General features: G+C 64.3%; 10 protein-coding genes and 1 pseudogene. 1 reads left to right on the top strand and 10 read right to left on the bottom strand.

The features are described from left to right. Positions 1–158: 158 nt before the first annotated feature. Positions 159–1,715: a long-chain-fatty-acid--CoA ligase gene (locus NCT04_RS25035; RefSeq protein WP_250468185.1), complete on the bottom strand. Its 1,557-nt coding sequence runs from the start codon at positions 1,713–1,715 to the stop codon at positions 159–161. 23 nt (positions 1,716–1,738) lie between these two features. After that, positions 1,739–2,533, bottom strand: a complete 795-nt coding sequence (locus tag NCT04_RS25030; protein ID WP_250468184.1) for a crotonase/enoyl-CoA hydratase family protein — start codon at positions 2,531–2,533, stop codon at positions 1,739–1,741. Between the two features lie 42 nt (positions 2,534–2,575). Here NCT04_RS25030 and NCT04_RS34775 point away from each other — a divergent pair. After that, positions 2,576–2,635: pseudogene (locus tag NCT04_RS34775) on the top strand (hypothetical protein); the annotation flags it as partial. 31 nt (positions 2,636–2,666) lie between these two features. Here the strand turns inward: NCT04_RS34775 and NCT04_RS25025 are convergent. The 8 genes from NCT04_RS25025 to NCT04_RS24990 form a co-directional block, all read right to left on the bottom strand. Further along, the gene (locus tag NCT04_RS25025) at positions 2,667–3,671 is read right to left on the bottom strand and encodes an acyl-CoA dehydrogenase family protein (protein WP_250468183.1); all 1,005 of its coding nucleotides are present in this window, start codon (positions 3,669–3,671) and stop codon (positions 2,667–2,669) included. 25 nt (positions 3,672–3,696) lie between these two features. Then, a complete protein-coding gene (locus tag NCT04_RS25020; RefSeq protein ID WP_250468182.1) occupies positions 3,697–4,854 on the bottom strand; it encodes an acyl-CoA dehydrogenase family protein in 1,158 nt (385 codons plus the stop codon). A 93-nt stretch (positions 4,855–4,947) separates the two neighbouring features. Further along, positions 4,948–6,135: a lipid-transfer protein gene (locus NCT04_RS25015; protein ID WP_250468181.1), complete on the bottom strand. Its 1,188-nt coding sequence runs from the start codon at positions 6,133–6,135 to the stop codon at positions 4,948–4,950. Between the two features lie 27 nt (positions 6,136–6,162). Continuing rightward, the gene (locus NCT04_RS25010; protein WP_250468180.1) at positions 6,163–7,302 is read right to left on the bottom strand and encodes an acyl-CoA dehydrogenase family protein; all 1,140 of its coding nucleotides are present in this window, start codon (positions 7,300–7,302) and stop codon (positions 6,163–6,165) included. A 143-nt stretch (positions 7,303–7,445) separates the two neighbouring features. After that, positions 7,446–10,187 carry a winged helix-turn-helix domain-containing protein gene (locus NCT04_RS25005; protein WP_250468179.1) on the bottom strand — a complete coding sequence of 914 codons (2,742 nt, stop codon included), beginning with the start codon at positions 10,185–10,187 and terminating at the stop codon, positions 7,446–7,448. A gap of 317 nt (positions 10,188–10,504) precedes the next feature. Continuing rightward, complete coding sequence (locus NCT04_RS25000) at positions 10,505–10,765, bottom strand: helix-turn-helix domain-containing protein (RefSeq protein ID WP_250468178.1); 261 nt, start codon at positions 10,763–10,765, stop codon at positions 10,505–10,507. Further along, positions 10,762–11,739 carry a serine O-acetyltransferase EpsC gene (gene epsC / locus NCT04_RS24995; protein WP_244830271.1) on the bottom strand — a complete coding sequence of 326 codons (978 nt, stop codon included), beginning with the start codon at positions 11,737–11,739 and terminating at the stop codon, positions 10,762–10,764. Before epsC ends, NCT04_RS25000 begins: the two co-directional genes overlap by 4 nt. 187 nt (positions 11,740–11,926) lie before the next feature. Beyond that, complete coding sequence (locus tag NCT04_RS24990; protein WP_244830270.1) at positions 11,927–12,154, bottom strand: hypothetical protein; 228 nt, start codon at positions 12,152–12,154, stop codon at positions 11,927–11,929. Positions 12,155–12,224 lie beyond the last annotated feature (70 nt).

Below are 12,224 nucleotides of genomic sequence, written 5' to 3'. Positions count from 1 at the left end.
TCCTCCCTTTTCGATTTTGCATGACGGTGCGTTCAGCGCACCGCGGTAGATCGGCTTTCCGTCTTCCGGATGACGGCCTCGATTCAGTGGAAGTAAGCCAGAATGCAGGAGAAGCTGCACCCCCCTGGCCGGGTGGAAGGCTTCGCTGCCTGACTTCGTTAGTTGACGGCGCGCGCCCTGCCCGCCCAGTATGCCGCGCGGAGTTCGCGCTTGAGGATCTTGCCCGCGCCCGACAAGGGCAGCCGCTCCCGAAACTCGATCGTTCTGGGACATTTATAGCCGGCGATGAACGCGCGGCAATGCCTGCGTATCTCTTCTTCGCTGGTCGTTTCGCCGGGCTTGCACACGATCACGGCGTGGACCGCTTCGCCCCACATGTCATGCGGCACGCCTATCACCGCACACGCGGCGACCGCGCCGTGAAGTGCGATCACGTTTTCGACCTCGGCGGAATAGACGTTTTCGCCGCCGCTGACGATCATGTCCTTGAGCCGGTCGACGATGTACAGATAGCCTCGGTCGTCCATATACGCGCCGTCGCCAGTATGCAGCCAGCCGCGACGTAAGGCCTGCGCGGTTTCCTCCGGCTTGTTCCAGTAGCCCGCCATTACGTTCGGTCCGCGCACGACGAGCTCCCCTACCGTGCCGCGCGGCACTTCCTGGCCGTGCACATCGACCACTTTCACCAGTAGTCCGGGCAGCCCACGGCCGATGGAGCGATAAAGGCCGCTCTTTCTCGCCGCGTCATCGTGATTGGCGGGCGGATTGACGGAGATGCTGGGACAGGCTTCGGTCATGCCGTACGAATGCGCCAGTTCGACACCCGGCAGGCATTCGATCACGCGATTCAGCAACGGCTCGGGAATAGGCGACGCGCCATAGGTGAGACGCCGCAAGCGCGACAAATCGGCTTGGGCAAAATCTGGGTGATTCAAGACGGCCTGGATCATCGTCGGCACGAGCAGGGTTTCGCTGACGTGCTCTTGATCGATTGCCTTCAAGACTTCGCGCGCGTCGAAGGCGGGAATGATCACATGCGCCTCGCCCGCAACGAACTGCACGAGCGCACGCCCCAGAGCCGCGACATGAAAAAACGGCGCGGCGTGCAGCACCGCGGTCCCGGCGAGCGGCGCCGATTCCGCGATTCGCATGATGCACGACGACCACATGTTCAGATGCGTCTGCATCACCCCTTTCGGAACGCCGGTGGTGCCCCCGGTGTACATGATGCAAGCGAGGTCGGCGCCGCTGCGACCGATGTCCTCCATCGGCGCGGCTGCCGCGATCAGGGCGTCGAACGACAGCATGCCGTCCGGCGCCGCGCCATCGCCTGCGTGAACCAGTATTGGAACGGTTCGCACGAGGCGGCATACGTCGCGCGCGGTCTCGAGGTGCTGGTCATCCACGATCAGGATGCGCGTGTCGCAATCGTTCAACGAATAGGCGATCTCCGCGGCGCTCCAGCGAATATTGACGGGATTGAGCACGCCGCCGCCCCACCAAACGCCCATCGCATACTCGAGGTAGCGGTCGGAATTCAGCGCCAGCATGCCGACCCGCTCGCCCTCCGTCAGGCCGAGTTCGACCAGAGCCGACGCAAGCCGCGCGACGCGATCGCCGAATTCACGAAAGGTCCGCCTGCGCCCTTTGAACGATACCGCCGTCCGGTCCGGGTTCTGCCGAAGCGAGCGATGAAGGCCCTGAGTCAACTGCATGCTGTCTTCCCTCTGCCGGCGCGTTATCCGTTGAACGACGGGTGCCGTTTGTCGATGAAAGCGGAAACGGCTTCGCGGTGATCGTCCGTTTGATGAGCCAACGCCTGATAAGCCGCCGACATTTCCAGCAGCGTGTCGAGCCGGCAATGCATGCCTTCGCGCAGCAGCCGTTTGGCAAGGCGCACCGCATGCGGCGGATTGGCCGCGATGTCCTCGGCGAGGGCGCGCGCGGCCGCAAGCAGCGTGTCATGCGCAACGACGCGCGATACGAGATTCCATTCGAGCGCCTGCTGGGCGCCGATCACCCGGCCGGTGAAGGTCAGTTCCGCCGCCCGCGACAGTCCGATGATGCGTGGCAGGAGCCACGCGCCACCATCGCCGGGAATGATGCCGAGCCGGACGAAACTTTCGGCGAACTTTGCGTGTTCCGACGCAATGCGTATATCACACATGCAGGTGAGATCCAGTCCGGCGCCGATTGCCGCGCCATTCACCGCGGCGATGACAGGCACTTCCAGATTGAAGAGCGCGAGCGGCAACTGTTGAATGCCTCGCCGGTACTCCTGACGGATCTCCATGCCTGACATGGACCCCGATGCATGCCGCTCCATGTCATGGACGTTGCCGCCCGAAGAGAAGGCCGTTCCGGCACCGGTCAGGATCACGGCCCGCACCGAGCGGTCCGTCTCGATCCGCCTGATCGCGTCGAGGAATTCGTCCACCGCCGTGTTGCCGGTCAGCGGATTGCGGCGCTCGGGCTCGTTCATCGTCAGCGTGACGATATGACCGTCCTGCTCGTACTTCAGAAAGTCGTTCATGGAATGTCCGGTCGTTATTAGAAGCCGTCGTCTCAGGCCGTTTTGTCTCAGGCCGTTTTGTCTCAGGCCGTTTTGTCTCAGGCCGTTTTGTCTCAGGCCGTTTTGTCTCAGGCCGTCGTCTCAGGCCCGTCACTCAGGCTGTTTCGAGCGGCGCGGTTCGTGCGAAGTCGGCGATGGTGGGGGTCATCCGCGCAAGCGCCGCCTCGCCGACCACGCAATTCCAATACGCCTCGGAACCGTCGGCCATGCGCCATTCGTGCAGTCTGCGCGTATAGAGCTGCAGGTCGTACTCCGCGGTAACTCCGATAGCCCCGTGCAGCGCGTGAGCGATGGATGCCACCAGCGGCACCGCCATGCTGGTGCGCGCCTTGGCGATCGCCGTCGCGAGCCGCGCCGGCACAGGGCCGGCGCCGGAAAACGCCAGTTCGGCTGCAATTGCCGCCGCGCTCGTGTGCTGGGCCATCACACTCAACTGATGTTGCACCGCCTGAAACTTGCCGATGGACTTGCCGAATTGAGACCGGTCGTTGCAGTACCGAAGCGTCATGCCGAATACGCGATCCATCGCACCGGAGATGGCTGCCGCGTGAATGGCCGCGCTGAACAGAGGCACTTCCCCGCCGCTTCGACCGAGCGGCGCGGAAACGCGGTCGCCGCGCCATGTCAAGGTTGCGCACAGGCTGCCCCGCACGCCGCCCGGCTCGCGTGCGGCATGGTTCGCGTCGAGCAGAAGCAGAGCGCCATCGAGATTCGCGAGCACATATTCACAGATGGTCCCGAACGGCGTGGCGGGCGCCTCCAACGAATGGTGCTCATCGTCAAGGCGTCGGCAGCGGCCCGCCAGCGTGATCATGCCGGCTGGAGCCGCAATGCCGCTCTCGCGCAACAACGCCCGCGCCGCGATGCTCTGCGCCACCGGCGCGGGCGTGGCAAACCGCCCCAGCGTGACGAAGACAGGCGCGAGCGCGGACAGCGCAAGCCCGGCACCGCCCGCGCTTTCCGGCGTCAGCAGTTCCAGAAAGCCGGCTTCTTCCAGTGCAGCCCAGATAGCCGAGGGCGAGCCACCGTTTTCGATGGCCCTGATGGCGTCCGGAGTCGCGTAATCGCGCAGAATGGCCTCGATTGCTTCCGTGAACATGGGAGTCTTTCCTGATGCATGAGAATTAGCGCAAGCCCAGGCCGCGCGCGATCATGCCGCGCAGCACTTCGCGCGTGCCGCCGCGCAACGAGAATGCAGGGGAAACTTGACTGAGATAGGCCAGCGTCCGATACAGCTCGGGTGCGATGGACCGTGCCGGATCGGCCGTGATCGCGGCTTCCAGCAGCGCGGGTATGGTCTGCTCGAACTCGGTGCCGATGTCCTTCACCAGGGCGGCTTCGACCACGGGGCTCTCGCCGCGCGCGAGCCGCGCCGTCACCGCGATGGACATGCAACGCAATGTCGCCAGTTGCGCGACGAGGCTGCCAAGCAAAGCAAGGTCAGCGGGTTTCGCGCTCTCTCTTCGCAAATGGGCGACCCAGCTATCGAGCAGCACGACGCTCGAATAAAGCCGCTCCGGGCCGCTACGTTCGAACGCGAGTTCCGCGGTCACCTGTTCCCAGCCTGCGCCTTCCTCGCCGATCAGCGCTTCGTCGTTGAGGAAGACATCGTCGAAGGTCACTTCGGAGAAGTGCGCGTCGCCCGTGAGGTCCACGATAGGCCGCACAATCACGCCCGGCAACGCGAGATCCACGATGAACTGCGACAAACCCTTCTGGCGATCCTCCGGCGCTCCCGACGAACGCACGAGCGCGATCATGTACTGACAGTGCTGTGCATTGGTCGTCCATATCTTGCGGCCGTTCAGCCGCCAGCCGCCTTCACTGCGTACCGCGCGGGTTCGCACGCTGGCGAGATCCGAGCCCGCGTTGGGTTCGCTCATGCCGATGCAGAAAAACGCCGACGCGGCGCAAATGCGCGGCAGGTAGAAGTCCTTCTGCGCCTGCGTTCCGTAGCGCAGGATCAATGGACCGCTTTGCCGGTCCGCGATCCAGTGCGCGGCCACCGGTGCGCCAACGGCAAGTAATTCTTCCACCAGCACGAACCGTCGAAACGCATCCATTCCCGCGCCACCGTAACGCGTGGGCAGCGTGAGCCCGACCCAGCCGCGCGCGGCGAGCCGACGGCTGAATGCGGCATCGAAGCCCATCCATGAACGGGCGCGGACGTCGGCCGCGGCGTGCGGCAGATGTTCCGCGATGAACTCCTTCACTTCCGCGCGGAAGGCTTCGGCCTCGACGGGCAACGCCGTTAGATGAAAGGCATCCAGCAGATTACTCACGTCTCGCTCCCCGTGTTTGCATGACAGACGTCCGATGAACGGCGCCCGTGTTCGAAGTGCGAAGTCGAATGCATGGTCACGCTCGAAGCCGCGTCAGTTCGTGCCGTAAAGCGTGACCACGCACGCACCGCCCAACCCGAGGTTGTGCTGCAACGCATGCCGCGCGCCCTCGACCTGACGCCGGTCCGCGCTGCCGCGCAACTGATGCGTGAGCTCGTAACACTGCGCAAGCCCCGTCGCGCCCAACGGATGTCCCTTCGATAGCAGCCCGCCCGACGGATTGACCACGACCTTGCCGCCATACGTGTTGTCGCCGTCCTTGACGAATTTTTCCGCGCCGCCTTCCGGACAGAAGCCCAGCGCCTCGTAGCAGATGACTTCGTTGTGCGCGAAACAGTCGTGCAGTTCGCATACGTCGATATCTTCCGGTCCGACACCCGCGTTTTCGTAGACCTTGTTGGCCGCCGAACGCGTCATATGCGTGCCGACGTAATTGAGCATCGACGGCGGATCGAACGAAGCGGGCGGATCGGTGGTGAGCGCCTGCGCGACGATCCGCACGTCGTTGCGCAGCCCGTGCTTCTTCGCGAAACGCTCCGACACGAGGATGGCGGCAGCGCCGCCGCACGTTGGCGGGCATGCCATCAGGCGCGTCATCACACCGGGGATCAGCACCGTATCGTTCATGACGTCTTCGGTGCTGACCTGCTTGCGAAACAGCGCCAGCGGATTATTGGCGGCGTGACGGCTCGCCTTGGCGCGCACGGCGGCGAACGTTTCCATCGTCGTGCCGTGACGCTTCATGTGTTCACGTCCCGCGCCGCCGAAGGTTCGCAACGCCTGTGGAAGATGCGCGAGATCCGCCGTCAGGCCATGCATGATCGGCACGAACCGTGCGCGCGTGACCGGGCGGTCGTCCCAGTGCGACTTCAGCGCGCCCGCCTGCATCTGTTCGAAGCCGAGCGCCAGCACGCACTCGGCGTCGCCCGTGGCAATGGCCTGACGCGCGAGATAAAGCGCCGTCGAACCCGTCGAACAGTTGTTGTTGACGTTGACGATCGGGATGCCCGTCATGCCGACTTCGTACAGTGCGGTCTGGCCGCAGGTGGAATCGCCATAGACGTAACCGGTAAAGGCCTGTTGCACGAGGTCGTAGGGAATGCCGGCGTCGGCGAGTGCGCGGCGCGTCGCCTCCGCTCCCATTTCGATGTAACTCTGGCTCGCGCCCGGCTTGGCGAACTGAATCATTCCGACGCCTGCCACCAGCACTTTTTCGCTCATGATGTTTCCCGTCAATAGTAGGGATGCTTACAGTTTTCTGGAGATCAGGTCGCGCAGCACTTCGCTGGTGCCGCCGAAGATGCGCGTCACCCGCATGTCGGCGAACGCGCGCGCGATCGGATACTCGAGCATGTAGCCGTAGCCGCCGTGCAACTGCACCATCTCGTCGATGCACTTCCACATGGTTTCGGTCGCGAACAGCTTGGCGATGGCGGCTTCCTGCAAGGTGAGCCTGCGCTCCATATGCTCGCGGAGGTAATAGTCCACCAGCGTGCGTACGGCCACTGCTTGCGCCTTGACATCGGCCAGCTTGAATTTCGTGTTCTGGAAGTCCCACACCGTCTGATTGAACGCGCGGCGATCCTTGACGTATTGCAGCGTGAGCTCCAGTTGGCGTTCGAGTTTCGCCGCACTGTAGATCGCGATGATCAGGCGCTCCTGCGGCAGTTCTTCCATCAGGTGGATGAATCCACCGTTTTCCTGACCGATCAGATTGGTGACGGGCACGCGAACGTCGTCGAAAAAGAGTTCGGCCGTGTCGGCGGCGGCCTGACCGACCTTCTCCAGCTTGCGACCGCGCCGAAAGCCCGCGCGGTCAGTCTCGACCATGATGAGGCTTACGCCTTTTGCGCCCGCGGACGGGTCGGTCTTGCAGACCGCCACCACCATGTCGCAATTCAGGCCGTTGGATATGAAGGTCTTGCTGCCGTTGATGATGTACTCGTCGCCGTCGCGGACCGCCGTGGTGCGGATGGACTTCAGGTCGGAGCCCGTGCCAGGCTCGGTCATGGCAATGGCGAGAATCTTCTCGCCGCGACAAATGGGCGGCAACCAGTTGCGTTTCTGCGCCTCGGTGCCGAGACGCACGATGTACGGCGCGGTGATGTCCGAATGCACGGAATAGCTGAAGCCCGACACGCCAGCGCGATGCAGTTCTTCCGCCACGATGGCCGAGTGCCCGAAGTCGCCGCCGCCACCGCCGTATTCTTCCGGCACGGTCACGCACAGCAGTCCTTCGCGGCCCGCTTTCAGCCAGGTCTCACGATCCACGCAACCGGCCTCGTCCCATTTGGCCTGACGGGGCAGGCATTCCCGCTCGAAAAAACGCCGCGCGGTTTCGCGCAGCATTTCATGGTCCTCGCGATAGACATTACGCTTGACTTCCACCGAACACTCCTCATGACGGATTGTCGCGGCCCACGCATGCGGGAGCGTGCCGCTTCGACAAGGTCATTCTGCGTCGGGAACGGATGGAACGAGCCCACCCGCGTAGGGTGGAAAGCACGGGAAAGCGGGCAGCGAGCGCATGGTCAGCCGGCGTTCAGATCGCGCATTCTGGCGACAGCGCCATCGCGGCCGGATACGTCGAGCTTTCGATAGATATTTTTCAGATGCCACTTCACGGTGTCGAGCGATACATCCATGACGCGCGCTATTTTCTTGTTCGGCAGCGCGAGCGCGAGCAAACTCAGCACCTCGCTCTCGCGTTCGCTCAACAGATCGCCCGAGGCCTGCGGACTGCTCGCCCCGGCAGGGAAGCGTGCGCGTGCTTTCCCCGCATTCACGAGACGCTCCGCGTAGAACGCCAGCACGGGATCGAAGTGCGGATCCGACACGACGACGTCGAGCATCGCCTGCGAGTCACCCGCGCCATCGAGCACGCTGCGCATGAGTCCGAGGCGATGGCCCACGCGCAACGCCTCGGTCAGATGCTCGCGGGCGCGTTTGTCGTTGCAACGGCCTTGCTCCGCGATGGCCAGCTGCAGGCGCAGGCTCGCCACGCGGCTCCACCGCCCGCCCGCCTCGGACAACGCGGCGAGCGGCTTCAGACGCGCGACGGCGCCGTCGAAATCGTTCTGATGCAGACACATGGCGATACGGGCAAGACCGGCGCATACGCTGATTTCCCACGCCGTGCTGCGCACCGCGCCCGAGTAACGCACGGCGAGCGCCTCCAGCCGTGACAGCGCGGCATCCGCTTCGTCGACCTGGCCGTCGTCCAGCAGCCAGCGCGAACGCCAGTGCAGCGCGCAGGCGAGCAGCCGGTCGACCTGGCGGCGCGCCGCGTAATCTTCAAGACGCGTCAGATAATCGAGCGCTTCGCCGCGTCTGCCGGCCAGCCAGTGAGCGCCGGCCAGCACGGTCAGCGCGCGCAGTACGGTGTCGGGAATGGACACTCGTTCGAGCAGGTCGATGCGGTTCTCCAGCAGCGCGAGCGCGGCCTCGACATCGTTCAGTTCGTAAAGCGCCTCGCCCAGCAGCGCCGCCGACATGCACGCAATACCGATATACGCCGCGCCTTGCTTGTCTGCCTCGCTCAGCACCTCGCGCAGAACGCGCTCCGCGAGCAGCACCTGTCCTTCGGCGGCGTGCGTCATGCCGCCCATGCATCGGCCGAGCAGGATGCCGCGCGGCGCGCCTTCACGCGACGCACCTTCTTCCAGCACCTTGCGCGCCTCCGCGTACTCGCCGCGATGGATGAACATCCACGAGAGAATGTTGCTGCGCCCGGCACGTGTGAAGGCGTCGGCGTCGGACGGCACGCGCTGCAATTCCGGTAGCAAGGCGGCCACGGAGTCGGTATCGTCGCGCTGCAGCGCCAGTCCACCCCGCAACACGGCAAGCGCATACCGCTCGCGCGGGCCGGACCGCTCGCTGCGCCGTGCAATCTGCCGAATGCCCTGCTGCAGCGCATCGGTTTCGCCGGCATACATTTGCAGATACGCCTGCATCACGAGGAGATCGAAGCGCGCCGCCACTTGTCCCGGCGGAAGGCGGCGCATGAGGCTCGCGAGCTGCCGCAATTCGCCGCGCGCGAGCAGCGTGTGAGCGAATCCCTCGACCATATTGGCGGCTGCCTCGCTGTTTCCAGCAAGCACGGCATGTTGAACTGCCTCGTCCATGTGACCGTGCGCATCGAACCAGTGCCATGCCGCTGCATGAAGCCCACGTTGCGCCTCGTCCGGCAACCCCGCCACGCGGTTCAGCAGGACGCTGCGCAACAACGGATGCAGGCGGTACCACGCATCGCGCTCCTGTTCGGGGGCGACAGACGTGACGAACAGATTGTCGGCCTCCAGGCGAATGAGTTGCGCGGCGATATCGTCGATGGCGAGACCAACGACGCCGGCTTGCTCCAGCAGATCAGCGCAGAGCGGCGCGCAGAAGCGGCCGCAGAGGGCCGCGTGGGTGAGCAGGAGCACATCGTCGCGGGGCAAGCGGGCCAGCACCTCGCGTTCGAAGTAGCCCACGAACGCCGCGCCTTCGCACACGCTCGCTGGCGCAGGCGGAGCCCCGCGTCTGGCTTTGAGGTCGTTCGCGAATAACTGGAGGCCGGTCGCCCAGCCGTCGGTGAGTTCGTGCACGACCTGTGCGTCGCGCTTGCCGATCCGGCCGGACTGCTCGCGAAGAAAACGCTCCGATTCCTCGGCGGAGAAACGCAAGTCCTGCTGATCGAACTCCGTGGTCAGACCTTGCGCGCGCAATCGCGCGAGCGACAGCGGCAACGGCCGCCGCGAAGTCAGTACCACATGCAGTTGCGGCGGCGCGTAGTCGATCAGCCATCGCAACGCCTCGAAGATGCGCGCGTCCCTGAGATGGTGGACATCGTCGAGCATCAGCACGAGTTCGCGTTTGTGACGGGCGACACCCCGCACGAGAGCGATGACCCAATGTTCCACGGCAAGTTCGTCGCCATCGCGTGCGGTGAGGCGTTCCGCCAAGTCGACGATCGACCGGTCCACCAAGGCGAGACTCGCGAGCAGACCGGCGAAGAATATGCGCACCTCGTCGTCCGCAGGCGCGAGCGACAGCCATGCCACGTCGAAGTCGAGCGTCAGAAGGGAGTGCCGCCACCCCATGAGCGTGCTGGTCTTCGCGCTTCCGGCCGGCCCGTGAATGACGATGCAGCGCTGGCGCCGTGCGTCGAGCAGGCGGGCCAGCAAGGCGCTTCGTGGCATCAACTGACGTGCGCCGCGTGGCGGTACGAACTTGTGCGCCACACGCACGACAGACACGTGGGATTCGACTGCGGTTTCGCCAAGATCGGACATGCTGGACTCTGCAAGCGGGGCCGTGATTCGTCCCGATTGTAGGACCCGGTCGATGCATTCCGAAGGCCCCTTACTACCACCCACCCGATTCGGGTGGGTTGGCGAGCCGGCCACCCTACCCCGATGGCCACGCATGCGGCGACGGCATCGGCGGATTCATCGACGCGCGGCCTTTGTTCCGAATTGAGATCGTCTTGAGGAGCGGCCCGCCGGGACGGCCAAGCGCGATGCTGCCGCAGGCTTACGAAGACACTTCTACAAGAAGCGTCTGTGCATGCATCGCACGCAATACGGCCGATGAACCCGACGCGCCCGCGTTACTTCGCCGATGGCGTGGACTCCGATATCAGCGACGCCAGATCTCCACGCGACGCGCCGAAAAGACGCCCCGCCGGCACATTGAACGCTTGCGCGATCTTGTCGAGCGTCACGATGGAAGCGATGCACGTCCCACGTTCTATCTCGCCGACATAGGAGCGATTGAGCCCGGCTTGTTCGGCGAGTTGTTCCTGCGTCCAGCCGAACGACTCGCGCAACTCGCGCACGGTCGCGCCGAAGTGACGCACCACCGTGCTCATGGCGTGACCTGTTCGGCTTGCGGCGCGCGCTTGGGCGTTTGCACGACCGTTTGGGTCGGCGTCTGCGCATGCGACACCGCCGCGCTCTGCGAAAGCGCCTGCGTCACGTAGCTTCCCGGCGCGACATCGTGCGTGAGCCATACGTTGCCGCCGATCACCGCGCCTTGACCGAGCGTAACGCGGCCCAGAATGGTCGCGCCCGCGTAGATGACGACATCGTCTTCCACCACGGGATGCCGTGCGAGTCCTTTCTCCAGATTGCCTGCGGCATCGCGTGGAAAGCGTTTGGCGCCGAGCGTCACCGCCTGATAGATGCGCACGCGGTCGCCGATCACCGTCGTCTCGCCGATCACCACGCCCGTGCCATGATCGATGAAGAATCCCGCGCCGATCTTCGCGCCCGGATGAATATCGATGCCCGTTTCGCTATGCGCGAGTTCCGCGACGATGCGCGCGAGCAACGGCAACTCCAGCCGGTACAACTCATGCGCGATCCGGTGATGAATCATCACGAGAATGCCGGGATAGCAGAGCAGCACTTCATCGACGCTGCCTGCCGCCGGATCGCCCTGATAGGCCGCGAGAATATCGCTGTCCAGAAGGCTCCGAATGCGCGGCAACGTCTTCGCGAAGGCCTTCACCGCGGTGCTCGCGCGTGCGTCGATGGCCGCATCGTCGCGCGGTGCGTGACGCGCCTTGTATTGCAGTTCCAGCTTTGCTTGCACGAGAAGCCCTTGCAGCGCGAAGTCGAGCGCATGGCCCACGTAAAAGTTCTCGCTTTCCTGACGCAGATCGGGCGGTCCGAGCCGCATTGGAAAGAGCGCGCCCTTCATCGCGCCGACGATATCGGTCAGCGCCTCGCGCGCCGGAAGTTCGCGCCCGCCCGGTTCGAGCGATCGCCGCTGCACTTCCCGCCATTGCTGGCGCACCGTCTGAAGCGACTGGACGATGTCATCGATATCGAATACGGCCACGGTTGCAGTCCTCTATGTTTGAAGCTCGACGTCTTGGTCACCCGACAGTCGCCCGACAAAAAGGCAACCGTCTATAGCCATCAATCCCGACTATGCGAGACATGGCGGGAAAGTGGAACCAAGCAAAATTCATTTGCATAGAAGATGGTGCGGATGGCGCGGCGCGGCGCCGCGGTGAAGATTGCTGCTAGCGCCTGAGCGCCGCAAACCGCTTGTTGCGCTGGTCGATCCACATCCGCGCCCAGCGCAACGCATACGCGACCGCGTGATCCGCCTCGAAGAAGTAATCGAGTGCATCGAACGTGAACGACGAGCCGTGCGGCGACACCTTGTTCTCGATAGTCAGGTTTGCCGCGAACAGGCCGCTCGGCATGGCATGGGCAGACGGTGCCACGTCGTATCCCTTGTATCGCATGGAGGTCTCCGTTTATGCGCGTGCGGACCGTAGCGTCCGCGATGTTTTTATCCTAGTATGCGCGCCATGC

Origin of the sequence: Caballeronia sp. GAFFF2, assembly GCF_023631485.1 — a bacterium.
In the GTDB taxonomy this organism is placed as follows: domain Bacteria; phylum Pseudomonadota; class Gammaproteobacteria; order Burkholderiales; family Burkholderiaceae; genus Caballeronia.
This window is presented reverse-complemented; position numbering and strand designations above follow the sequence as displayed.